The sequence below is a fragment of the Paractinoplanes deccanensis genome, from assembly GCF_016862115.1.
Taxonomy (GTDB): domain Bacteria; phylum Actinomycetota; class Actinomycetes; order Mycobacteriales; family Micromonosporaceae; genus Actinoplanes; species Actinoplanes deccanensis.
Map to the genome: position 1 here is coordinate 1 of NZ_BOMI01000174.1, position 21,928 is coordinate 21,928.

Genomic DNA, 21,928 nt, shown 5'->3' on the forward strand with positions numbered 1-21,928 from the left:
CCGGCGCGATCCATCCCCTCAGCTCAGCGGGCTGAAGAACGTGCGCAAATCGGCGGCCAGGTCGGCCGGGGCCTCCAGGGCCGGGAAGTGGCGGGCGTGCGAGAACTCGGTCCAGTGGGTGCCGGGCGGAGCCGGGATCAGTTTGCGGACGGTCTCGTCGGCGGCGAAGACCGCGTAGCCCTGCGGGACCGTGGGCGGCGCGCCCCAGTCGGTGGAGTGGGCCTGCTCGTAGAGGGTGTGCGCGGCGGACACGCCCGACGCGGTGAACCAGTAGAGCGACACGTTCGTCAGCAGCCGGTCGCGGTCGACCGGGCGCTCCGTCCACTCGGCGAACTTCTCGGCGATCCACGCGAGCTGGAGGACCGGGGAGTCGGTCAGGCCGTACCCGATGGTCTGGGGTCTGGTGTTCTGAATGGCGAGATAACCCGAGTCCTCGTGGGTGAACAGGTCCATTCGCTCGCGAATCAGCTTGTCGAGCGGGTCGTTCGGGTCCAGGCGGTCGGCCATGCCGGGGAGGAAGGTCGCCGTCGATGCCGGCGACCGCGCCCGAGACGCCGGCGCCGACGTCGCCGCCGTGCAGGCCGTACCGGTCGTAGCCCAGGCGGCTCATCAGCTCCTTCCAGGCGTGCGCCGTCCGGGTCATGGTCCAGCCGGGCTCGGACAGCGGCGTGGAGAACACGTATCCGGGCAGCGACGGCACCACCAGGTGGAAGTCCGGCAGCAACTCGATCAGCTGCTCGAACTCCGCGAACGAGCTGGGGAAGCCGTGGGTGAGCATCAGCGCCTTCGCGTCCGGCTCGGCGGAGCGGAGGTGCGCGAAATGGATCCGCTGCCCGTCGATCTCGGTGATGAATTGGGGTATGCGGTTGAGCCTGCGCTCCGCATCGCGCCATTCATATCCGGTGCGCCAGTGGCCGGCCAGCGACCGGAGCTCGTCCCGGTCGATGCCCCGGCCCCAGCCGTCGCCCGGCCATCGGGTCCGGGCGAGCCGCTCGTGCAGGTCATCGACGTCGTGCTGGGAGATCTCGATCCGGAAAGTGTCCATGAGCCGACGCTACGAACAATCGCGGAAGACTACGTTCCTCGAATGGACACGTCGGCCCGCCTGTTGCGCCTGCTGTCACTCCTCCAGGCCCGCCGCGGCTGGACCGGGGCCGGCCTGGCGGAACGGCTCGGGGTCACCACCCGCACGATCCGGCACGACATCGACCGTCTCCGCTCGCTCGGCTACCCGGTCGACGCCCGGCCGGGCGTCGCGGGCGGCTACCGCCTCGGCACCGGCTCAGCGCTTCCGCCGCTGCTGCTGGACGACGAGGAGGCCGTCGCCGTCGCGCTCGGGCTGCGGGCCGCCGCCACCGGCACGGTCGCCGGCTACGAGGAGACGTCGGTGCGCGCGCTCATGAAGCTCCAGCAGCTCCTGCCGTCCCACCTGCGCCGCCGAGTCAGCGCCGTGCAGTCCGCCACGGTGCCGCTGCCCTCCCCCGGCCCGCGCGTCGACCCCGACGCGCTGACCCACATCGCGTACGCCTGCCGCGACCACGAACGCCTGCGCTTCGACTACCGGAGCCACGACGGCACCGCATCCCGCCGCGACGCCGAGCCTTATCGCCTGCTGCTGGACGCGCGCCGTTGGTACCTGCTGGCCTGGGACGTCGACCGCGCCGACTGGCGGACGTTCCGCGCCGACCGTATCGCCGCCCTGCACACGCCGAACGGCCCCCGTTTCACCCCGCGCCCGGTCCCGCCGCCCCGCACGGCCGCGCGCGGCATCCAGGAGGCGACGTGGCGCTATCGAGCCCGCGTCATCGTCCACGCGCCGGCCGAGCACGTCCGCGCGCGGTTGCCGATCGCCGCCGAGATCGAGACGCTCGGCGACGACCGCTGCGCCTTCGAGCCCGGCTCCGACTCCCCGGAGGCACTGGCCCTGTGGCTGGGCTTCCTCGGCGCCGATTTCGAGGTGGCCGACGCCCCGGAGCTTCGCGCCGCGATGGCCGCCCTCGCCGCCCGGTACACCCGAGCCGCCACCGCGGACCGCCCCAGCCCACCACGCCCCGCCGACTCCACAAACCCACGCCGCCACGGCCGATAGGCGTAGCCAAGTCTTGCGCGCCGGCCGCCGGACTCGAACCGGCTCATCCCGCACGAACAAAGGGTGCAATGCCCGGCGCGCCGCTGATTCAGGGCACTGGCCGAAGATGGCGGCCGAAGAACCTCACCGCGCTGTCCGCCTCGAACCTCGGCACCTCCTTGTGCGCGCCGGCGTTGGCGTGCAACGTCTTCTCGGCCGAGGCGAAGGCGTCGAACAGCGCCAGCCCCTCCTCCCGCGGGATGTGCTCGTCGTCCCATTGCAGGACGAACTCCAGCGGTACGGTGATCCGGCGCGCCGCCTCCAGCAGCGTGCCGGGCCAGAACTGGCCGAAGACCGCGGCCGTGATGCGGGGGTCGCGGGCGGTCAGCGGCACGCCGATGGCCGTGCCCATGTTGATGCCGAAGTAGCCGACCGGCCCGCCGGGCCCGATCTCGGGCAGCCGCTGGAGGGCGTCGAGCGTGGCCTGATATTCGGGCACGGCCTGCTCGGCGAGGTGCGCGTTGTAGCGGACGACGATCGGTCCCTCCGGTTCGCCGGCCGCGCGGGCACGGAACAGCTCGGCGATCTCCCGCTCGTCGTGGGCGGTGCGGGGACGGTCGCCGTGGCCGGGGGCGTCGAGGACCGCGACCGCGCACCCGATGCCCGTCACGAGCAGGCGCGCGCGGCCCCCCATCGCGGGGGCCTTCTTGTGGGTGCCGCCGCCGTGGCCCATCAGGACCAGCGGCAGGCGGCCGGTGGCGGCGGCCGGCGACCAGAGGACGCCGGGGACGTCGCCGAGGGTGAAGTCGCGTTCGCGGATGCCGTCCACGGACGTGTCGGACGTGAAGCGCATGAGATGGTGCCTTTCGGAAGTGCCTGTGGCTCAGGCGCTCCCGTCCGTGACGCGGCTGGGGAGCACCCGGCTCGATACAACGGCCACGGGTCTCACCTCCTCGCTCGATGTCACGGCAACCGGAACTGTACGGCCCGCCCGGCGGGCCGTACAGCCGATTTTTGTCAGTCGCCCTTGACGTTGACGATCTGCCGCAGGGTGTGGCGGACCTCGACCAGGTCCTCGGCGTCCTTCATCACGACGTCGATGGGCTTGTACGCCTGCGGGATCTCGTCGAGGAACGCGTCGGTGTCGCGGTACTCGATGCCCTTCATCGCCTCGCGCAGCTGCTCGCGGGTGAAGGTCTTGCGGGCCTTCGAGCGCGAGTAGTTGCGGCCGGCGCCGTGCGGCGACGAGTTGAGGGCGAGGCGGTTGCCCTTGCCCACCACGACGTACGACGCGTCGCCCATCGAGCCGGGGATCAGGCCCGGGCGGCCCTCCTCGGCGTTGATGGCGCCCTTGCGCGAGAGCCACACCTTCTTGCCGAAGTGGGTCTCCTGCTCGGTGTAGTTGTGGTGGCACTGCACCCGCTCGAGCTCCTCGACCGGCCCGCCGACGAACTCGGCGAAGCAGGCGACCACCCGGTCCATCATCTCGTCGCGGTTGGACAGCGCGAAGTCCTGCGCCCAGCGCAGCTCGCGGATGTAGTGCCAGAACTCGTCGGTGCCCTCGGCCAGGTACGCCAGGTCCGGATCCGGCACGGTGATCCACCAGCGCTTGACCGACTCCTGCGCCACCTTGATGTGGTGCGTGGCTATCTTGTTGCCGACGCCGCGCGAGCCCGAGTGCAGGAAGAGCCATACCCGGCCCCGCTCGTCGGCGGTCACCTCGATGAAGTGGTTGCCGCTGCCGAGCGTGCCGAGCTGGAGCGCCCAGTTTCCCGCGTACCGCCCGGGGTCGAAGCCCGCCTTGTCCGCCTTGGCGGTCAGCTCCTCGACGCGCCGCGCCGCCGACTCGGTCAGACTGGTGTTGTAGGCACCCGCCGACAGCGGCACCGCGCGCTCGATCGCCGTGCGCAGATCGGCCAGCTTCGCCGTCAGATCGTCGCGGTGGTACTGGGTGCGGACCGCCGCCATGCCGCAGCCGATGTCCACGCCGACGGCCGCCGGGATGATGGCGCCCAGCGTCGGGATGACCGAGCCCACGGTCGCGCCCTTGCCCAGATGAGCGTCGGGCATGAGCGCGATGTGCGGGAAGATGAAGGGCAGCTTCGAAGCGGCTTCCGCCTGGGCCAAGGTGCCGCCCTCGACGAGGCTCGCCCAATTGATCAGACGGTCGTTGACCCGCTGCATGACTGCTCTCCCCCTCCCGGGAAGTGATGACGTTGCCGTCACGCTATCCCTCAAGATCGTCGGGCGCGCCCCATTAACCGGTACGGCCACAGCCGGGTGGCGGCTCCCCGGTGAGCCGCCCCGCAATCGGCGGCCCTGGGCTGCCGCATGCGACGGCCCCCTGGCTCATGGGCGCCGGACCCGGCGGCCGAGCACCCGCAGGCGCAGGCGCTGCAGGAGGGGCATGAGGCCGTAGATGACGATCGGGACGGCGATCGTCGCGAGCACCAGCGTGCGCAGGACGATCGGAGCGTCGCGGAGCAGCCCGCCGAGCAGGAACTGCAGCGCGGTGAGGGTCGGGAACACGGCCAGCCAGATCATGACGGCCATGTGGTGACGGGACGGTGGCTTCATCGGTGCGATGTCGTTCATGCGCCCAGGTTGCGGCCGAGCATGCGAGAACGGCAAAGATCGTTGCCGGTTCCGGGAATCGCGGCCTGCAATGGCGGCATGCCCGACAACGACATGACGCATCACCGGATCGCCCAAGGCGGCGCGGCGCAAGGCGACACGGCCCACGGCGGCACGCCCGAGAGCGACACGCCCCACAGCGGCGCGACCCAAGGCGGGGCGGCGCGCGGCGGCACGGCCGCCATCGACGTCGGCGCCCGGCTGCGGCACGTTCGCGTCCGGCGCGGCCTCACGCTGACCGCGCTCGCCGAGCTCACCGGCATCTCGAAGAGCACCCTCTCGCGGCTGGAGAACGGGCAACGGCGGCCCGGCCTCGACCTCCTGGTGCCGATCGCCCGGGTCCACCGGATGCCGCTGGACCAGCTCGTCGGCGCGCCGGCCACGGGCGATCCGCGCATCGCTTTCGCGCCGCGGGAGTCGAACGGCCGCACCGTGGTGCCGCTGACTCCGCACCCCGGCTCGCTGCAAGCGTGGAAGGTGGTCGTTCCGGCGGAGCAGAGCGAGCCGGCGGTACGTGTCCACGAAGGACACGAATGGCTCTACGTGCTCTCCGGCAGCCTGCGGCTGGTGCTGGGCGACCACGACATCGTGATGCGCGGCGGCGAGACGGCCGAGTTCGACACCCGGGTGCCGCATTGGTTCGGCAGCACGGGTGAGCGGCCGGTGGAGATCCTCAGCATCCTGGGCCGGCAGGGCGAGCGCATGCGGGTGCGCGCCCGGCCTCGCGCGAAGCAGCAAGGGTGAGTTGCGGGACAACCCGGCAGCCGGGAACGGCCTCGACCACGACGCAAGGCCGTTCCCGAGCCACGGTGCGTTGATTTATGCGGGAACCGGGATCGTGCGCCACTGCTCGGATCCGAAGACCTCGTAGCGGATGCGCTCCTCGGGCAGGCCGCGGCGGTGCAGGGCCGAGCGGACCGCCTGCATGAAGGGGACGGGGCCGCAGAGGTAGACCTCGGCGCCGGGGTGCAGCGGGATGGCGTCGGGGTCGATGCGGCCGACGGCGGCGCCGGGCAGGTCGGTGGGCTGCTCGTACCAGGACAGGTGCTCGAAGGCCCGCAGGCGGGCGCCGGCCGTGGCCACCTCGGCACGCAACGGGTGGCGCTCGGGGCTGCGGTCGGCGTGCACGACGGTGACCTGGCGGCCGGGCTGGGTGCGGGCGACCTCGTCGAGGATGGCGGCGATGGGCGTGATGCCGACGCCGGCGCTGATGAGCAACAGCGGGTGCTCGCCGGCGCCGGTGAGGGTCAGGTCGCCGTACGCCTGCGAGACGGTGAGCCGGTCGCCGACGCGGACGGTGTCGTGGATCCAGCCGGAGACGACGCCGTCGGGGCGGCCGCCGGTGCCGCGAACGCGGCGGACCGTGATGCGCAGCGTGCTGCCGTTGGGCGCCTGGGAGAGCGAGTATTGGCGCAGCTGCCGCGAGCCGTCGGGCAGGTCGGCGACGACGGTGACGTACTGGCCGGGGCGGTAGTGCGGGACCGGGCTGCCGTCGGCGGGAGTGAGCAGCAGCGAGACCGTGTCGTCGGCCTCGGTGACCTTGTTGTCCACTGTGTACGTGCGCCACGGGTGCTCGCCGTCGACGCCGGCGGAGGCGTAGATGCGCGACTCCAGGCCGATGAGGCGCACGGCGAACAGCCAGTAGACCTCGTCCCACGCGGCCGCGATCTCAGGAGTGACCGCATCGCCGAGGACCGTGCCGACGGCGCCGAGCAGATATTTGCCGACCATCGCGTACTGCTCGGGGCGGATGCCGAGCGCGCAGTGCCGCTGGGCGATCCGGTCGACCACGTGCTCGGGCAGCGGCGCCTCGCCGACGAGGTGCGCGGCGAAGAGCGCCACCGCGCCCGCCAGCGCCGACTTCTGCTCGCCGGTGGCCTGGGCGCTGCGGCTGAACAGGTTCAGCAGCTCCGGGTTCTCGCCGAGCATCGTGTCGTAGAAGACGCCCGAGATCTGGTCGATGTGCGCGCCGACGACCGGCAGGGTCGCTGCGACGATCGGCGCGCTTTTTGCTGAGAGCACGTGGTTCCTCCGTTGTTCACAGGCTGAGCAGGATCTGGCGGGTCGGAGGCTCGGTGAGGTGCCCCACGGTGATGTCGTCGAGGGCCGCGTAGAACGCCTCCTGCGCCCTGCGCAGCGCACCGCGCAGGCGGCAGCCCCGGCTGAGCGGGCAGACGGTCTCGCCTTCGCAGTCGACGACCTCGGTCCCGCCTTCCAGCTCACGCACCACGGCGCCGATCGAGGCGTCGCGGGCGGCGGTGGCGAGGCGCACGCCCCCGTTGCGGCCGCGGACGGTCTCCAGCAGGCCCATGTGCTGAAGCCTCTGCACCACCTTGGCGAGGTGATGACGAGGCACATTCAGCGACTCGGCCAGGTGGTCGATGGTGAGCAGCTCGTCACCGACCGCCCCGAGCATGAGAATCCGGAGGCTGATGTCCGTCGACCGATTGAGGCGCACGAGAAGAGCCTGCCATAAAGAGGAGTCTCGGAGTCTTGTTTATGGTCATGGTCACTCCGGCGGGACAACCGCCACGTCGCGGCCCAGCGCCGTAGATCACCCGCGAGGCTCAGCCGGCCGCGCCGGCGAGGTGGGCCAGCAGGGACGCGGCCGAGCGGCCCCAGGCCGGCAAACCTTTGCGCTCGGCCAGGTCGAGGGCGGTCCGGGCGTGCGCCGGGTCGCCCAGGAGCTCGGCCAGCGCGGTGTGGGCGGGGATCAGCGGCCACGCGGCGCCGACGCGTGCGGCGTCGGCGATGACGGCGCGCAGGTCGGACTCGGCCTCGGCGGGGCGGCCTGTCCGGGCGCGCAGGCGGCCCAGGTAGAGGCGGGCGTCCAGAATGGTCAGCGGGAGCCGGTCGGGGCGGGCCAGGAAGGCCAGGATGCGCTCCTCCAGGCCGTCCAGGTGGCCGGTCGCCAGGTCGAGGGCGTGTTCGGTGAGCTCGACGACGGGGCGGATCCGTTCGTACTCGGCCGCGGCGGGCAGGCCCCGGGCCACCGTGAGCAGCTGGGCCGCCCGGTCGTGCCGGCCGGTGTGCAGGGCGCCCTGCGCCCAGTTGAGGCAGGCGCGCAGGTGATCGCGCGGGTGCGCGGCGAAGCGCTCGTCGGTCAGCGCGGCCCGCACGGCCGGCCAGGCCCCCGGCTCGTCGAGCTCCAGGCGCAGCGACAGCTCGGCGATCTCGACGCTGAGCATCGCCGACGGGTCGCCCGACCGTTCCGCCGCGTCGAACGCCGCCGCGCAGTAGCGCAGATGGTCCTCGGCGTGCCGCCCCAGCACGGTGTCGGGCGCGGAGAGGATCGCCAGGGCCCGCGCCCGCCGGCCGTGGTGCGTGAGGTACGGCACGGCGCGCTCGATCTCCTCGTAGCCGGCCGCCGCCTCGCCCTGCTGCCGCAGCATCCGGCCCAGCGCCAGCCCGAGCTCGCCGCGCGCCCCCGGCGGCAGCTTCCGGTCGCCGAGGATCCGGCGCAGCACGGGAATCGCCTCGGCCTGCGTGACGCCCTCCACGGCCGACCGGCCGAGCTTGCCCGCCAGCCGCGCCCGCTGCCGGCGCGGCAGCTCCGGATGGTCCATGGTGGCCAGCAGGAAGCGCGCCGCCGTGGCGTCGTCGCCGCGCGCCGTGGCCAGATCCGCGGCCGCCTCCGCGTTGCGCACGTGGTCGGCCGCGCTGCCCGCGAGCCGGTAGTGGTGGGCGAGCTGCGCGACGGGCCGCGGCACCTGCCGTTCCAGCACCCGGGCGCAATGCAGGTGCAACATGCGCCGGGCGACCTCGGGCACCAGCTCGTAGACGACCTGCCGGGCCAGCGTGTGCCGGAAGCGGGGCGGCTGCGTACCGGCGTGCAACAACCCCGCGTCGGCCGCCCGCCGCAGGGCCGGCTCCACCTCGCCGACCGGGACGCCCAGCACGACGGCCAGCGTGCGAGCCTCCGCCACCATGCCGAGCACGGCGGCCGCCCCGAGGATGTCGCGGGTCGCCTCGTCGAGGGGCCGCATGCGCCACAGCAGGACGTCGCGCAGCAGGGCCGGGACCGCCACGTCGCCGAGGACGTCGCCGAGCAGGTCGGGCCGCTGGTCGATCCGTTCGATCTCGTGGCGCTCCACCAGCGAGCGCACCACCTCCTCGACCAGGAACGGGACGCCGGCCGTGCGCTCGAAGAGCTGCGTCACGAAGACCGGCGGGAGGACGTCGCGGCGCAGCAGGGCCTCGGCCAGGGAGCCGACCTCGTGCGGGGACAACGGCGCCAGCCGCAGCACGGCGGCGGGCACGGCCATCGGCTCGCGTGCGGTCATCAGCACGGTGAGCCCCGGCACCGGATGGGCGGCCAGGTACGCCACGAACTCGAGAGTGACGGGATCGGCCATGTGCAGGTCCTCGAGCGCCACCACGACCGGGGCCAGCGCGGCGAGCACCGAGGCCATGGCGCGCAGCAGGCGGGCGCGCTCGGCCCGCGGGTCGTTCAGGGCAGGCGGTACGGGAAAGCCGGCCAGCGCCGGCAGGTACGGCGCGAAGACACCGATCGACGGGTCGAGCCCGTCCGGCAGCGACGGCGAGTGCCGGCGCAGGCCGTCCAGCAGGGGGCCGAGCGGCAGCGGCTCGCGCAGGTCGTCGCAGTGCGCCACGATGACCCGGCGCGGCGGAAGGCCGGTGGTGGTGAGCGCCTCGGCCACCAGCCGGGTCTTGCCGACGCCACCCTCGCCGAGGACCAGCACGGCGGCCGGCGGGGCGGCGACGGCGGCGCGCAGGACAGCCAGCTCGCCGCCGCGGCCGACGAAGGCCTTGGCGTTGTGCAGGTTGAACGCGGCGGACAGCGGGAACACTGCCGCCGAATGTAGCGCCGGGATCCCGCGGACGGGAGTTCTCCGGGAGCACCCCCGTGCCTCGACGCGTCGTTTCGCGGAATCCTTCGCGCGCGATCCTATGCTCGACACCGTGTTCGACGAGGTTGCCGCCCTCTACGACAGGGCTCGCCCCACGTACCCGCCCGAGGTTTTCACCGATCTCGCCGCCCTGACCGGTCTGGGCCCGGGCTCGCGGGTGCTGGAAGTCGGTTGTGGCACCGGCAAGGCCACCCGGCCGCTCGCCGAGCTCGGCTGCTCGGTCGTGGCGATCGAGCCGGGCCCGCGGCTGAGCGCGCTCGCCCGGGAGCGGCTGGCCGACCTGCCCGACGTGGTGGTCGAGACGTCCACCTTCGAGGAGTGGGACGACCGTGGGCGGCGCTTCGACGTGCTCGTGGCGGCCTCGTCGTGGCACTGGGTCGACCCGGTGGCGGGCCCCCGGCGCGCGGCCGAGCTGGCCGGGCACCTCGCTCTGATCGACAACACGGTCGTACGCCGTCCCGGCGAGCCGGAGATGTACGCCGCGACCGCCGACCTGCACGAGCGCTTCAGCCCCGGCAACCCGGCGTGGGGCCATCCGCCGCTGGAGGACGAGGTGCTCGCCGGCCCGGGACCCTGGTATCCGCTCGTGCAATGGCTCGACGGCCCCGCGTTCGCCGACCTGCTGCGCACGCAGTCGCCCTACCGCCGCCTCGACCCGGCCGTGCGCGAGCCCCTGGTGGACGCCGTCGCCGCCCGCATCCGCGAGCCGTTCCCGCGCCGCTACCTGTGCTCCCTGCGCGTCTCGCGGCTGACCCCGCCCACCCCCGCCGGGTCCTGACCCCGGCGGGGGCAAGCAGTGTCACTCCCCACACCCGCGTTGCCTAAAGCTCTTAGGCAAACGCATAATGGGTTTCGGGCTCGATACGGGAGGGGCGATCACGGCATGTCACGGGTGGGGCTCACGGCGGATCGTCTGGCCCGGGCGGGCGCCGAGCTGGCCGACGAGATCGGGTTCGACAACGTGACGCCCTCGGAACTGGCGCGGCGTTTCGGCGTGAAGGTGGCGAGCCTCTACTCGCACGTCAGGAGCGCTCATGACCTTCGCGTGCGGGTGGCACTTCTGGCGCTCGACGAGCTTGCCGATCTGGTCGCGGCGGGGCTGGCCGGGCGGTCGGGGCGGGACGCGCTCGAAGCGCTCGGTGATGTCTACCGAGACTACGCGCGGTCACACCCCGGGCGTTATGCGGCGACCCGGTTACCTCTCGACCACGAGACCGCCGCTCGCAGCGCGGGGCCTCGGCACGCCGCGATGACGCGCGCGGTGCTTCGGGCGTACCACCTGAGCGAACCCGACGAGACGCACGCTGTCCGGCTGCTGGGCAGCACCTTCCACGGGTTCATCGCGCTGGAACTGGCCGGCGGCTTCTCGCACAGCAGCCCGGGCGCGCGGGAGAGCTGGGCGCGCATCCTCGACGTCCTCGACTTCAGCCTCACCCACTGGCCACCGACCCCCGGGAACACACCATGATCACCACTCCGGTCACCGCCGAGCTCGTGCACGGAGCCGTCGAGCTCGAGACCACGGCGCACGGCCTGCTCCCCCACCGCCTTCCGGCGTGGGCCCGCGCGCAGACGCCCGACCCGCAGCTCGCGATGGTCGAGGCGCAGCCGTCCGGTGTGCGCGTCGTCTTCCGCACCCGCGCCACCGTCGTCGAGCTCGTCACCATGCCCACGAAGCGCGTGTACGCCGGCCTCCCGCCACGCCCCGACGGCGTCTACGACCTGCTGCTCGACGGCGCCCTGACCGCCTCCGCGACCACCGCCGGCGGCGGCAACGTCATCACCGTGACCATGGCCACCGGCACCTCCGAGCTCCGCGCCGGCGGCCCCGCCACCGTCGCCTTCCCCGGCCTGCCCGCCACCGACAAGACCGTCGAGATCTGGCTCCCGCACAACGAGACCACCGAGCTGATCGCCGTACGCACGAACGCGCCGATCACCCCCGCCCCGCCCGGCGGCCGACCTCGCTGGGTGCACCACGGCAGCTCGATCAGCCAGGGCTCCAACGCCACCAGCCCGTCCGCCACCTGGCCCGCGCTCGCCGCCCTCCGGGCCGGCGCCGACCTGCTCAACCTCGGCTTCGGCGGCAGCGCGCTGCTCGACCCGTTCGTGGCCCGCCTCATCCGCGACACCCCCGCCGACCTCATCACCCTCAAGCTCGGCATCAACCTCGTGAACGCCGATCTGATGCGCCGCCGAGCCTTCGCGCCCGCCGTGCACGGCTTCCTCGACACCATCCGCGACGGCCACCCGGACACGCCGCTCGTCGTCGTCTCCCCCATCTTCTGCGCGATCCACGAGGACACTCCCGGCCCCGGCGCCTTCGACGTCGAGGCGCTCAAGGCCGGCGAGGTCAAGTTCCTCGCCACCGGCACGCCCGACCCGACGAAACTTACTCTGCGTGTCATCCGCGAGGACCTCGCGCGCGTCGTCACCGAGAGGCACGACCCGCAGCTGCGTTACGTCAACGGCCTCGAGTTGTACGGGGAAAGCGACGCGACCGCCCTCCCGCTCCCCGACCGCCTGCACCCGGACACCGCGACCCACCGCCTGATCGCCGAGCGCTTCGCCGAGCACGTGGCGATGAAGCCGAGCACGTGGCGATGAAGCCGAGCACATGCCGATGAAGCCGAGCACGTGCTGACAGAAGAAATCTTCCCGAGCACCGATGAGTTTCCGCCGCGCCGCGGGTCCACCCGTCAGAAACATCGAGAGGGGACCCCAAGTGAACCAACCAGAGACCCGCACGATCGCGACGCCCGGCGCCGTGCTGACATATGACGTCCGCCGGGGCGACGGCCCGGTCCTCCTGCTCGTCGGCTCGCCGATGCAGGCCGAGGGCTTCACCACCCTCGCCGGGCACTTCGCCGATCGCACGGTCGTCACCTACGACCCGCGCGGCATCGCCCGCAGCGAGCGCACCGACGGCGCCACCGAGTCGACGCCCGACGAGCACGCCGAGGACCTGGCCGCCGTCATCGCCGAGATCGGCGGCGGCCCGGTGGACGTCTTCGCCAGCAGCGGCGGCGCGGTGAACGCCCTGGCGCTGGTCGCCCGCCGTCCGGGCCTCGTGCGCACGCTCGTCGCCCACGAGCCGCCCACGCTCGAGGTGCTGAGCGACCGCGCGACGGCCACCGCCGCGACCGCCGATATCTACGAGACGTACCAGAAGTCGGGTGCCGGCCCGGCGATGGTCAAGTTCTTCCTGCTGACCGGGGCGAAGGGCGAGATCCCGGCCGGCTGGGCCGACCAGCCGGCGCCCGACCCGGCGCAGTTCGGGCTGCCCACCGAGGACACCGGCGAGCGCGACGACCCGCTGCTCGGGCAGAACCTGATGACCTGCACGCACTACGAGCACGACTACGACGCGCTGCGGGCCGCTCCCACCCGCATCGTCGTGGCCGTCGGCGCCGAGTCGGTGGGCGAGCTCGCGCACCGCGGCGGCGAGGGGGTCGCGGCCCGGCTGGGTGTCGAGCCGGTCACCTTCCCCAGCCACCACGGCGGCTTCCTGGGCGGCGAGTTCGGCATGACCGGCGACCCGGACGGCTTCGCGGCCGCGCTGCGCGAGGCGTTGCGCTAGTCACGCTTTATTGCCAAAGCTTTGCAGCTGGGGGTGGCGGGAATAGCGTCCGATCTTGGAATGTCCCGCGGGAAAGAAGATCGGCATGACCGCCACCTCCCGGATCGCCCGCTTTCGGGCGAGCCTCACCACCGCCGACAAGCGGTCCCTGTACGGCATGGCCGGCTTCGTCGTGCTCCTGCACGTGGTGGGGTTCGGGCTGCTGCTCGGCCTCGTCGCGCCGAAGCACTTCCACCTCGGCGGGGACCATCCGGTCTTCACCGTCGGCGTCGGCGTGCTCGCCTACACGTTCGGGCTGCGGCACGCCTTCGACGCCGATCACATCGCCGCCGTCGACAACACCACCCGCAAGCTGATGCAGGACGGCACCGGGCGTAAGCCACTGTCGGTGGGCTTCTGGTTCTCGCTGGGCCACTCGACCATCGTGTTCGGGCTCGCCTTCCTGCTCTCGATCGGCGTCAAGGCGCTCGCCGGGCAGGTCGAGGACGACGGCAGCGCGCTGCACTCGATCACCGGCGTGATCGGCGCGTCGGTCTCCGGCGTCTTCCTGATGATCCTCGGCATCCTGAACCTGGTCGTGCTGATCGGCATCATCAAGGTGTTCCGCAAGATCCGCCACGGCGAGTACGACGAGCGCGAGCTCGAGGAGCAGCTCGACAAGCGCGGCTTCATGAACCGGCTGCTCGGGGGCCTGACGAAGGCCGTACGCAAGCCCTGGCACATCTATCCGGTCGGGGTGCTCTTCGGGCTGGGCTTCGACACCGCCACCGAGGTCGGCCTGCTCGTGCTGGCCGGCGGCGCGGCCGTGTTCAACCTGCCGTTCTACTCGATCCTCGTGCTGCCGATCCTGTTCGCCGCGGCGATGTGCCTGATGGACACGATCGACGGCGTCTTCATGAACGTGGCGTACGGGTGGGCGTTCGCCAAGCCCGTCCGCAAGGTGTTCTACAACATCACCATCACGAGCATCTCGGTGGCCGTGGCGCTCGTGATCGGCACGATCGAGCTGATCGGCGTCCTGGACGACCAGGCGCACATCACGACCGGCCCGCTGGCCGCGATCGGCTCGATCCCGCTCGACTACGCCGGCTACGGCATCGTCGGGCTCTTCGTCGTCGCCTGGGTGGTCGCGATCGCCGTCTACCGCCTCGCGCGCGTCGAGGAACGCTGGTCGTCGCCCTCGGACACCTGACCCTCGGTGCACTCGCCCAGCCCGGCCTGCACCCGGGCGGTGACGTGGCAGGCCACCTCGCGCAGCGCCTTGATCTGCTCGTCGGTGAGGCCGTCGATCACGTAGCGGCGCACCGCCTCGACGTGGCCCGGCGCGGCCTTGACCACGAGGTCCCAGCCCTCGTCGGTGAGGATGGCGACCGTGTAGCGCCCGTTGCACGGGTCGGGCTCACGGCGCAGCAGGCCGCGCGTCTCGAGCCGCTTCACCACGTTCGACAGGCGGGACAGCGAGCTCGCGATCATGCGTGCCAGCTCGCTCATCCGCAGCGTGCGGCCCTCGGACATGGACAGGCCGCTCAGCACCATGTAGTCGAAGAGCGTGATGTTGTTGTCCCGCAGCAGCTGGGCGTCGAGCGCGGACGGCAGCAGGAACATCAGCTGGGACAGCGAGATCCACGCCTCGCGTTCCTGATCGTCGAGCCACCGAGTCTCCTGCGCCATGCCGCAAAGAGTACGGCGCGGGCGCGACCTCCCCGGAAACGGACGTGACCCATCTCCCATGTTCAACCTTGAAGTGAACCTGCTACGTTGGCTTCAAGCTTGAACTCAACCGAGGAGTACCGCCGTGACTCTGTTCCGCCTGGACGCCAGCATCCGCATCGACGGCTCCACCAGCCGCGAGATCGCCGACATCGTCGAGCAGGAGTGGCTCGCCTCCCACCCGGGCGACAAGGTCGTCAACCGCCACATCGGGGTCGAGCCCGTGCCCGCCACCGCCTGGGCGAACGCCGTGGCCGCCGGCGCCACCGACGAGGCCGCCCGCACCCCCGAGCAGCGCGAGGCCGTCGCCCTCGCCCGGACGCTCGCGGACGAGCTGATCAACGCCGACGCGATCCTGTTCGCCGTCCCGCTCTACAACTACGGCGTCTCCCAGCACTTCAAGACGTACGTGGACCTGCTGCTCACCGCGCCGAACGCCGTCGGGCAGCCGTTCCTGGCCGGCAAGCCGGTCGTGCTCGCCACCGTCCGGGGCGGCGCGTACGGCGCGGGCACCCCGCGCGAGGGCTGGGACCACTCCACCCCGTACCTGAAGCGGATCATCGCCGACGTCTGGGGCGCCGAGCTCACCGTCGTCGAGCGCGAGTTCACCCTCGTCGGCGTCAACCCCGCGCTGGACCAGTTCACCGAGACCGCGGCCGCCATGCACGCCGCGGCCCTCGACGCCGCGCGCGAGGCGGGCAAGGCGCTGGGCGCTCTTCCCAACGGCCTCTGAGGTCGGGCACTGTGGACGGGTGAGCCGATTCGTCGACGGAGTGATCGCGAACGCCGCCCGCGCCCGCACCGGCATGGTGACCGGTGAGCCGGGCGAGCCTTCCCGCCGCACGTGGGCCGAGCTGCACCAGCAGGCCCGCCGGATCGCCGGTGGGCTGGTCGCGGACGGCCTGCGCCCGGGCCAGGCCGTCGCCGTGCTGGCCGGGCTGCCCGTCCAGATCGCTCCCGTCGCGCAGGCCGTCTGGCTCGCCGGCGGGAGCATGACCATGCTGCACCAGCCCACCCCGCGCACCGATCTGGAGGTGTGGCGCGAGGACACGCTGCGCGTCCTGCGGATGATCGACGCGCGCGTGGTCGTCGTCGGGGCGCCGTTCGAGGCCGTCATCCCGGTGCTCTCCGCGTACGGCATCAAACACCACCTCGCCGGCGAACTGCTCGGCGCCTCCGAGCTCGCGGAGGTCGCCGAGGCCGGCGAGGACGACGTGGCGCTGCTCCAGCTCACGAGCGGGTCGACAGCGGAGCCCAAGGCCGTGCGGATCACCCACCGCAACCTGTACGCCAACATCACCGACTCGGCCCGCCACCTCGGGTGCGACGAGAGCGGCGTGATGGTGTCGTGGCTGCCGATGTTCCACGACATGGGCATGGTGGGGTGCCTGCTGCTGCCCATGCTCAGCGGGATGGAGCTGGTCAGCGTCACGCCCGCCGACTTCCTGAGCCGGCCGCTGCTCTGGGCCGAGCTGATGAGCCGGTACGGGGGCACCATCACCACGGCGCCCAACTTCGCGTGGGCGGTGCTGGCGCGCCAGCTGACCCGGGTGCCCGACGGGGCGCTCGACCTCTCGGCGCTGCAGGTGGCCGGCAACGGCGCCGAGCCGATCGACCCGGCGACCATGGCGGCGTTCGTCGCGACCGCCTCTCGGTTCGGGCTGCGCCCCGAGGCGGTCAACTGCTGCTACGGCGCCGCCGAGAGCACCCTCGTCATCTCGATGTCGGCGATGGCCGACCCGATGCTGCTCGACGTGGTCGACGCGGCCGCGCTCGAACAGCAACGGCGGGCCGTGCCCGACGACAAGGGCGCCAGCCGATTGCCGAAGCTGGGCCGGCCGTTCCCCAGCGTCGAGGTCCGGGTGGCCGACGACGACGGCAAACCGCTCGGCGAACGCCAGGTCGGCCGCATTCAGCTGCGCGGCGAGTCGGTCACCGACGGGTACGTCACCCCGGACGGCTACGCATCGGCGCGCGACGCCGACGGCTGGCTCGACATCGGCGACGAGGGTTACGTGGCCGACGGGCAGATCGTCGTGTGCGGGCGCCGCAAGGACGTCATCATCATGGGCGGGCGCAACATCTATCCGACCGACATCGAGCGCGCCGCGGGCCGGGTCCCCGGAGTCCGGGAGGGAAACGTGGCGGCTGTCCGCCTGCCGGCCGGCGACGGGCGTCCCCGAGAATCGTTCGCCGTGGTGGTCGAATCGCGCGCGGCCGGCGATTCCGCCGCGGCCGCCGAGATCGCCCGCGAGGTGACCGGCCGGATCGTCGCCGAGATCGACGCCCGGCCGGCCCAGGTCAAGGTGATGCCGCCGGGATCGCTGCCGAAGACCCCGTCCGGCAAACTGCGCCGGGGCGCCGCGCGGGACCTGCTCGGATGACGCGCGTCCTCGTGTACACGCGCACGGCCGGTTATCGTCACGCGTCCATTCCGGCCGCCGTCGCGGCCGTTTCGGCGCTCACGGCCGTGCAGGTGAGACACACCGAGGACCCCGGGGCGCTGCACGACCTCTCCGGCCACGACGTGGTGATGTTCCTGTCGACGACCGAGGACGTTCTCGACGCTCGGGGGCGGGCGTCGCTGCGGTCTTTCGTGCTCGGCGGGGGCGGTTTCGCCGGGGTGCATTCGGCGGCCGGCACGGAACTGCACGATCCCTGGTACGGCGAATTGCTGGGCGCGCGGTTCCGGGGCCATCCTGACGGCGTCCAGCAGGCGACGCTGTATCGCCCCGACGGCGAGCCGTGGAAGTTCACCGACGAGTGGTACGCCTTCGACGAGCTCCGCGACGACCTGGAGATTCTGCTGACCGTCGACGAGGCGACCTATGCGCCGGGCGCCTACGCGATGCCGGAACCCCATCCGCAGGCGTGGCGGCGCGCCGTGGGAGCGGGCCGGTCCTGGTACACGGCGCTCGGCCACACCGAGCAGGCGTGGAGCGATCCGGTGTTCCTCGCCCACCTTCGCGACGGGATCGCCTACGCGGCCGGGGCGTGACCGGTTCACCCTGGTGACGACGGTCGCGAACACGTGTCGCCGCAGCTCGCGCGGCCTAGCGTGGGACGCGTGCTGGATCTCATCGACCGCTTCGGCTACCTCGGGGTGGCGGGCGTCGTCTTCGTGGAGAGCTTCGGCATCCCGGCCCCCGGCGAGACCGCGATCATCGCCGGAGCCGTCGCCGCCGGGCGCGGCCACCTCGACATCGTCGCCGTCGCGGTCGTCGGGTTCCTCGCGGCCGTCATCGGCGACACCATCGGCTTCGAAATCGGCCGGCGCGGCGGCCGTCCGCTGGTGCACCGCTTCGGCCGATATGTGCGGCTGACCCCCGAACGCCTCGACAAGGTCCAGGGCTTCATGTCCCGCCAGGGCCCCAAGATCATCGTCGTGGCCCGCTTCGTCGAGGGCCTGCGCCAGTTCAACGGCATCGTCGCCGGCCTCAGCGGCCTGCCGTACCGCACGTTCCTGGCCTGGAACGCCGTCGGCGCGGCGCTCTGGGTCGGCCTGTGGTCCACCGGCGGCTACCTGGCCGGCGACCACATCGAGCAGATCGCCAAGACCCTCAGCAGGTACGCGGTGATAGCCGTCGCCGTGGCGATCCTGGCCGTCATCGCCTACCTCTGGCGGCGCCGTCGAAAGTCCACGGTGGGCGGTGCGCCATAATGACCGCGTGAAGGGACAGATCGTGCGCTCCCCGGAGGGTGAGGAGATCGAGCTCGCCGACATCGGGCTGGTGGAGATCTTCGACAATCCGGTCGTACGCGTGTGGGACGTCTCGCTGCTTCCCGGCGAGACCCACCCGTGGCACCTGCACCACAACCCGTACGTGGTGCTGAGCGTCTCGGGCTCGGAATGCCGGATGGACTGGCTGGACGGCTCGCCGCCCCGGTTCCTGAACGAGTATCACGGCGGCTCGGTGTACCGCCCGGTCTCGCCGGTGCACCGGCTCACGAACATCGGCGACCGCTTCTATCAGAATCGGCTCGTCGAGCTGAAGGAGCTGGGCGAGCTCCGCGACACGCCCTACCCGGTCGGCGAGGGCGCCCGCAGCATCCAGGGCTCACCCCCGGGCCCGCCGGCGCCCGACGGCCGGCTGCCGGTGCTGGCTCACGAGCACGTCCGGGTGTGGACGATCGCCCTGCCCGCCGGCGCCTCACGCGTGCTGGAGCTCACGGGCATGCCGCACGTGATCGCCGAGCTGTCACCGCCGCTCGGGGTCAGCTACCACGAGGGCGGCCCGCTGAAGCTGCGCAACGACTCCGCCGCGGAGCGTTCGTGGTTCGTGGTCGAGCTCGCCTACGGTTCCGTCGTGCGGCCGGCGTAGGCGGCGAGCCGCTCCCGCCCGTGCGGCAGGCCGTAGCCGGAGACGAGCAGGCTGACGTTCGCGAACTCCGCGCCGTCGTGGAGCCAGCATCCGGGCGTGCCGGCGAGCGCGTCGATCAGGAGCCGTTGCCGCTCGCCGAGGTGCCGATAGGGCGTGCCGTCCGGTACGGGCCCGTCCGGGAACGCCGCCCGCAGCGCGACGCCGACCGCGGTCAGGGCCGGCTCGGCGCCGACCCGGCGCAGGCGGCTCAGGGCGGGCTCCAGCGGGTCCACGCCGATCAGGGGCAGGGACAGCAGGGCGTAGCCGGCGAGGTCGCCTTCGAGGAACGGGACGGTCCGGTCCCGGGGGCGGTCGCTCGCGGCCCAGCGAAGCAGCTCGTCGCGAGCGACACGGTCGCTGCTCGACGGGACGGTCTGCGCGCCCCGGGCTCGGCCGCTCAGCGCGGCCAGGGCGATCGCGCCGGCCCAGCGCATCAGCTCGCGCCCGTCGCGCAGCGCCGCCTCGGCGACGGCAACACCCTCCGGCAACCCCAGCAGCCCGATCGCCACCACGTCCGCCGGCGTGTCCCGATCCCGCAGGATCTCCAGTGACGTGCGCTCGCCCGGATACCAGCTCAGCAGGTAGGCGGCGGACGCCGCCACCTCGGCATCGCCGCTCGCCGCGAGCCGGTGCAGGACGGGCAGGCCGGCGCCGACCGCTGCGTAGGCGCGCGCCTCGTCCTCGCTCAGCAGAGCCGTGTCGACGCCGCCCGGCAGCCACATCTCGTCGCTGCCGACCGCGATGAGCCCCAGCAGATAGAGCAGCAGATCCCGGTCCGGCGTCGCCGGGTCCGCCACCAGGCCGAGCAGCGGCGGCACGGCGGCCGCGCTCGCCGAATAGCGGTTGCCCTGGTGGGTGATGCTCGCGTAGAGCTCCCCGAACGCCTCCCGCCGCTCGTCGTCGTCCGGCGACCTCAGCGCCGCCAGGTGCCCCGGCACGTCCTCAGCCGATCCGTACGCATGGCGCAGCGCCGCCCACTCGACCACCGCGCCATCATGCCAGCCGCCCTCACCGCGAGCGCCGCCGGCGTTTCCTCTCCGGCACCCGCGCGTTGATCATGCGATGAGACGAAGAGCGGCCGTGTTCCTGGCAGTCGTAGCCTGCATGTTCCCGTCGGCCACGCCGGCACCCGCGGCCGTCACCCCGGCGCCCCCGATCCCGGCGGCGACCGCTGCCCCCGTGGGGATCGAGGCCGCCGTGGGGATCGAGGCCGCACGCCCCGGCGACGAGACTTGGCCGACCGACACGCTGACCGCGGCGGTCGAGCGGTTCTTCGCCGATCCCGCGCTCGCCGGAGCGCAGGCCGGCGTCGTGATCGCGGACGTGCGCACCGGCGAGACGCTGCTGGACCGGCACGGCGACCTGCGCCTGCTGCCCGCCTCCAACGTCAAGCTCCTCACCTCCGCCGCCGCGATGGCGTTGCTCGGGCCGGGCCACCGCTTCGTGACCACCGTCCGGGCGACCGGCGCCCGCCGCGGTCCCGTGCTGCACGGCGACCTCTTCCTGAAGGGCAGCGGCGACCCCGCCCTCACTCCCGCGTCGCTCGACCAGCTGGCCCGCGACGTGGCGGCCGCCGGCATCCGCCGGGTGACCGGGGACCTCGCCGGGGACGACACCGCCTTCGACGACGTGCGGCTGGGGCTCGACTGGGCCTGGGACGACGAGTCCTTCGCCGGCGCCGCGCCTGTGTCGGCGCTCACACTGTCACCCGATGGCGCCTACCTGGCCGGGACCGTCGCCGTCACTGTGAGTTCCGGCCCTCGCCCCACGGTGCGGCTCACTCCCCCGGTTTCGGGCCTCAAGATCGTCAACCGTGCGGTGACCGGAGCCGGCGAACTCGGCGTGGCCCGCCGGCACGGGACGGACACGCTGGAGGTGACCGGGCACATGCCGGCGGGCGCTCCCCCCGAGCGCTTCGATGTCACGGTGCGTGATCCCTCGGCGATCACGCTGGAGGTCTTCGCGGCGGCGTTGCGCCGTCACGGCGTGCTCGTGGAGGGCCGCAACCGGGCCGGGAAAGCGCGAGCCTCCCGGGAAGTGGCCCGGCACGCCGGGCCGCCGCTGCGGGAGCTGCTCGGGCCGCTGCTCGGGACGTCCAACAACACCATGGCCGAGCTGCTGGTCAAGACGCTGGGCGACGGCTCGTGGGAGGCCGGCACCGCGGCGGTCGCCGGCTACCTGGAACGACGCGGCATCGACACGTCCACCCTGCGCCAGGCCGACGGCTCGGGGCTGTCGCGGCGCAACCTGATCCCGCCCGCCGTCATCGTGCGGATGCTCCAGGCCGTCCGCACCGAGCCCTGGTTCCCCACATGGAAGGCGGCACTCCCCGTGGCCGGGCAAAGCGGCACGCTCCGTAACCGGATGCGGTACACGAGCGCCCGGGGCCGGGTGCATGCCAAGACCGGCACCCTCACCGCGGTGTCGGCACTGTCCGGATACGCCGACGGCGACCGCCCGCTCATCTTCTCGATCATCGTGAACAATCAGCTGGCGCCGACGGTGACGCCGGCGATCGACCGGCTGGCCGTGGCGCTCGCCGAATACCCGCACAAGTCACGCAGCGTGATCAGGAGGCCGGGCGCGGCCCTGTGCCCCTCCGTCTGCTGACTGGCGTACTGCGAATACGGTATGGCGGTGACTTCGCGGGGATGACGACGAGGTGATCCCGGCAGGGCGATGCTGGTCAGGGCAAGGATGCCGC

At 72.5% G+C, this 21,928-nt stretch carries 22 protein-coding genes and 1 pseudogene; 13 read left to right on the top strand and 10 right to left on the bottom strand.

What is annotated here, in order from left to right; genetic code table 11:
* Positions 1 to 18: 18 nt before the first annotated feature.
* Together Ade02nite_RS50625 and Ade02nite_RS50845 are read right to left on the bottom strand one after the other, a co-directional pair.
* Complete coding sequence (locus tag Ade02nite_RS50625; RefSeq protein ID WP_307871255.1) at positions 19 to 507, bottom strand: hypothetical protein; 489 nt, start codon at positions 505 to 507, stop codon at positions 19 to 21.
* 85 nt (positions 508 to 592) lie between these two features.
* Positions 593 to 1,045: pseudogene (locus Ade02nite_RS50845) on the bottom strand (epoxide hydrolase family protein); the annotation flags it as partial.
* Positions 1,046 to 1,087: 42 nt separating this feature from the next.
* On the opposite strand from Ade02nite_RS50845, the gene Ade02nite_RS41075 reads away from it, so the two are divergent.
* The gene (locus Ade02nite_RS41075) at positions 1,088 to 2,089 is read left to right on the top strand and encodes a helix-turn-helix transcriptional regulator (protein WP_203775882.1); all 1,002 of its coding nucleotides are present in this window, start codon (positions 1,088 to 1,090) and stop codon (positions 2,087 to 2,089) included.
* 88 nt (positions 2,090 to 2,177) lie between these two features.
* On the opposite strand, the gene Ade02nite_RS41080 is transcribed toward Ade02nite_RS41075, so the two are convergent.
* The 3 genes from Ade02nite_RS41080 to Ade02nite_RS41090 all read right to left on the bottom strand — a co-directional run bounded on the left by Ade02nite_RS41080 (position 2,178) and on the right by Ade02nite_RS41090 (position 4,663).
* Entirely contained in the window at positions 2,178 to 2,921 is a 744-nt protein-coding gene (locus Ade02nite_RS41080) for an alpha/beta hydrolase family protein (RefSeq protein ID WP_203775884.1), read from the bottom strand.
* A gap of 164 nt (positions 2,922 to 3,085) precedes the next feature.
* Positions 3,086 to 4,252, bottom strand: a complete 1,167-nt coding sequence (locus Ade02nite_RS41085) for an RtcB family protein (protein WP_203775886.1) — start codon at positions 4,250 to 4,252, stop codon at positions 3,086 to 3,088.
* Between the two features lie 165 nt (positions 4,253 to 4,417).
* Positions 4,418 to 4,663, bottom strand: a complete 246-nt coding sequence (locus Ade02nite_RS41090; RefSeq protein WP_203775887.1) for a putative antibiotic biosynthesis monooxygenase — start codon at positions 4,661 to 4,663, stop codon at positions 4,418 to 4,420.
* Between the two features lie 78 nt (positions 4,664 to 4,741).
* Here Ade02nite_RS41090 and Ade02nite_RS41095 point away from each other — a divergent pair, with 78 nt between their 5' ends.
* Positions 4,742 to 5,446 (top strand): helix-turn-helix domain-containing protein, encoded by a 705-nt coding sequence (locus Ade02nite_RS41095; RefSeq protein ID WP_239169419.1) that lies wholly within the window; start codon positions 4,742 to 4,744, stop codon positions 5,444 to 5,446.
* A 75-nt stretch (positions 5,447 to 5,521) separates the two neighbouring features.
* On the opposite strand, the gene Ade02nite_RS41100 is transcribed toward Ade02nite_RS41095, so the two are convergent.
* From Ade02nite_RS41100 to Ade02nite_RS50490, 3 genes are all read right to left on the bottom strand, one after another.
* Positions 5,522 to 6,724 carry a globin domain-containing protein gene (locus Ade02nite_RS41100; RefSeq protein WP_203775889.1) on the bottom strand — a complete coding sequence of 401 codons (1,203 nt, stop codon included), beginning with the start codon at positions 6,722 to 6,724 and terminating at the stop codon, positions 5,522 to 5,524.
* Positions 6,725 to 6,740: 16 nt separating this feature from the next.
* Positions 6,741 to 7,160, bottom strand: a complete 420-nt coding sequence (locus Ade02nite_RS41105; RefSeq protein ID WP_203775891.1) for an RrF2 family transcriptional regulator — start codon at positions 7,158 to 7,160, stop codon at positions 6,741 to 6,743.
* Between the two features lie 109 nt (positions 7,161 to 7,269).
* Positions 7,270 to 9,513, bottom strand: coding sequence for an ATP-binding protein (locus Ade02nite_RS50490; protein WP_203775893.1), 2,244 nt, complete (start codon positions 9,511 to 9,513; stop codon positions 7,270 to 7,272).
* 112 nt (positions 9,514 to 9,625) lie between these two features.
* Here Ade02nite_RS50490 and Ade02nite_RS41115 point away from each other — a divergent pair, with 112 nt between their 5' ends.
* The 5 genes from Ade02nite_RS41115 to nicT all read left to right on the top strand — a co-directional run bounded on the left by Ade02nite_RS41115 (position 9,626) and on the right by nicT (position 14,345).
* Positions 9,626 to 10,351, top strand: coding sequence for a class I SAM-dependent methyltransferase (locus tag Ade02nite_RS41115; protein WP_203775895.1), 726 nt, complete (start codon positions 9,626 to 9,628; stop codon positions 10,349 to 10,351).
* Between the two features lie 105 nt (positions 10,352 to 10,456).
* Positions 10,457 to 11,041, top strand: coding sequence for a TetR/AcrR family transcriptional regulator (locus Ade02nite_RS41120; protein WP_203775897.1), 585 nt, complete (start codon positions 10,457 to 10,459; stop codon positions 11,039 to 11,041).
* Complete coding sequence (locus tag Ade02nite_RS41125) at positions 11,038 to 12,180, top strand: SGNH/GDSL hydrolase family protein (protein WP_203775899.1); 1,143 nt, start codon at positions 11,038 to 11,040, stop codon at positions 12,178 to 12,180. Before Ade02nite_RS41120 ends, Ade02nite_RS41125 begins: the two co-directional genes overlap by 4 nt.
* Positions 12,181 to 12,298: 118 nt before the next feature.
* Positions 12,299 to 13,153 carry an alpha/beta fold hydrolase gene (locus tag Ade02nite_RS41130; protein WP_239169420.1) on the top strand — a complete coding sequence of 285 codons (855 nt, stop codon included), beginning with the start codon at positions 12,299 to 12,301 and terminating at the stop codon, positions 13,151 to 13,153.
* Positions 13,154 to 13,238: 85 nt separating this feature from the next.
* Positions 13,239 to 14,345: a Nickel transporter NicT gene (gene nicT, locus Ade02nite_RS41135; protein ID WP_203775903.1), complete on the top strand. Its 1,107-nt coding sequence runs from the start codon at positions 13,239 to 13,241 to the stop codon at positions 14,343 to 14,345.
* Here nicT and Ade02nite_RS41140 read toward each other — a convergent pair.
* Complete coding sequence (locus Ade02nite_RS41140; RefSeq protein WP_203775905.1) at positions 14,294 to 14,824, bottom strand: MarR family winged helix-turn-helix transcriptional regulator; 531 nt, start codon at positions 14,822 to 14,824, stop codon at positions 14,294 to 14,296. The genes nicT and Ade02nite_RS41140 overlap by 52 nt on opposite strands.
* A 124-nt stretch (positions 14,825 to 14,948) precedes the next feature.
* Here Ade02nite_RS41140 and Ade02nite_RS41145 point away from each other — a divergent pair, with 124 nt between their 5' ends.
* The 5 genes from Ade02nite_RS41145 (at position 14,949) to Ade02nite_RS41165 (ending at position 19,185) form a co-directional block, all read left to right on the top strand.
* On the top strand, positions 14,949 to 15,596 hold the full coding sequence (locus Ade02nite_RS41145) for an FMN-dependent NADH-azoreductase (protein WP_203775907.1): 648 nt from the start codon (positions 14,949 to 14,951) through the stop codon (positions 15,594 to 15,596).
* A 19-nt stretch (positions 15,597 to 15,615) separates the two neighbouring features.
* Positions 15,616 to 17,247 (top strand): fatty acyl-AMP ligase, encoded by a 1,632-nt coding sequence (locus Ade02nite_RS41150; protein ID WP_203775910.1) that lies wholly within the window; start codon positions 15,616 to 15,618, stop codon positions 17,245 to 17,247.
* Positions 17,244 to 17,861: a ThuA domain-containing protein gene (locus tag Ade02nite_RS41155; protein ID WP_203775912.1), complete on the top strand. Its 618-nt coding sequence runs from the start codon at positions 17,244 to 17,246 to the stop codon at positions 17,859 to 17,861. The genes Ade02nite_RS41150 and Ade02nite_RS41155 overlap by 4 nt, the downstream gene beginning before the upstream one ends.
* Positions 17,862 to 17,930: 69 nt before the next feature.
* A complete protein-coding gene (locus Ade02nite_RS41160; protein ID WP_203775914.1) occupies positions 17,931 to 18,524 on the top strand; it encodes a DedA family protein in 594 nt (197 codons plus the stop codon).
* Between the two features lie 7 nt (positions 18,525 to 18,531).
* Positions 18,532 to 19,185, top strand: coding sequence for a hypothetical protein (locus Ade02nite_RS41165; protein ID WP_203775916.1), 654 nt, complete (start codon positions 18,532 to 18,534; stop codon positions 19,183 to 19,185).
* Here the strand turns inward: Ade02nite_RS41165 and Ade02nite_RS41170 are convergent.
* Positions 19,158 to 20,210, bottom strand: a complete 1,053-nt coding sequence (locus tag Ade02nite_RS41170) for a hypothetical protein (protein WP_203775918.1) — start codon at positions 20,208 to 20,210, stop codon at positions 19,158 to 19,160. The two genes, Ade02nite_RS41165 and Ade02nite_RS41170, sit on opposite strands and share 28 nt — an antisense overlap.
* Positions 20,211 to 20,304: 94 nt before the next feature.
* Between Ade02nite_RS41170 and dacB the strand changes: the two genes are divergently transcribed.
* Positions 20,305 to 21,834, top strand: a complete 1,530-nt coding sequence (gene dacB / locus Ade02nite_RS41175; RefSeq protein ID WP_203775920.1) for a D-alanyl-D-alanine carboxypeptidase/D-alanyl-D-alanine endopeptidase — start codon at positions 20,305 to 20,307, stop codon at positions 21,832 to 21,834.
* The last annotated feature ends 94 nt before the right edge of the window (positions 21,835 to 21,928 follow it).

What these genes read in the sequence shown, in the direction of transcription:
- Ade02nite_RS41080 (WP_203775884.1), bottom strand. Translation starts at nt 2,921, where the DNA reads ATGCGCTTCACGTCCGACACGTCCGTGGACGGCATCCGCGAACGCGAC.
- Ade02nite_RS41090 (WP_203775887.1), bottom strand. Translation starts at nt 4,663, where the DNA reads ATGAACGACATCGCACCGATGAAGCCACCGTCCCGTCACCACATGGCC.
- Ade02nite_RS50625 (WP_307871255.1), bottom strand. Translation starts at nt 507, where the DNA reads ATGGCCGACCGCCTGGACCCGAACGACCCGCTCGACAAGCTGATTCGC.
- Ade02nite_RS41085 (WP_203775886.1), bottom strand. Translation starts at nt 4,252, where the DNA reads ATGCAGCGGGTCAACGACCGTCTGATCAATTGGGCGAGCCTCGTCGAG.
- Ade02nite_RS41125 (WP_203775899.1), top strand. Translation starts at nt 11,038, where the DNA reads ATGATCACCACTCCGGTCACCGCCGAGCTCGTGCACGGAGCCGTCGAG.
- Ade02nite_RS41120 (WP_203775897.1), top strand. Translation starts at nt 10,457, where the DNA reads ATGTCACGGGTGGGGCTCACGGCGGATCGTCTGGCCCGGGCGGGCGCC.
- Ade02nite_RS41155 (WP_203775912.1), top strand. Translation starts at nt 17,244, where the DNA reads ATGACGCGCGTCCTCGTGTACACGCGCACGGCCGGTTATCGTCACGCG.
- Ade02nite_RS41140 (WP_203775905.1), bottom strand. Translation starts at nt 14,824, where the DNA reads ATGGCGCAGGAGACTCGGTGGCTCGACGATCAGGAACGCGAGGCGTGG.
- nicT (WP_203775903.1), top strand. Translation starts at nt 13,239, where the DNA reads ATGACCGCCACCTCCCGGATCGCCCGCTTTCGGGCGAGCCTCACCACC.
- Ade02nite_RS41075 (WP_203775882.1), top strand. Translation starts at nt 1,088, where the DNA reads ATGGACACGTCGGCCCGCCTGTTGCGCCTGCTGTCACTCCTCCAGGCC.
- Ade02nite_RS41095 (WP_239169419.1), top strand. Translation starts at nt 4,742, where the DNA reads ATGCCCGACAACGACATGACGCATCACCGGATCGCCCAAGGCGGCGCG.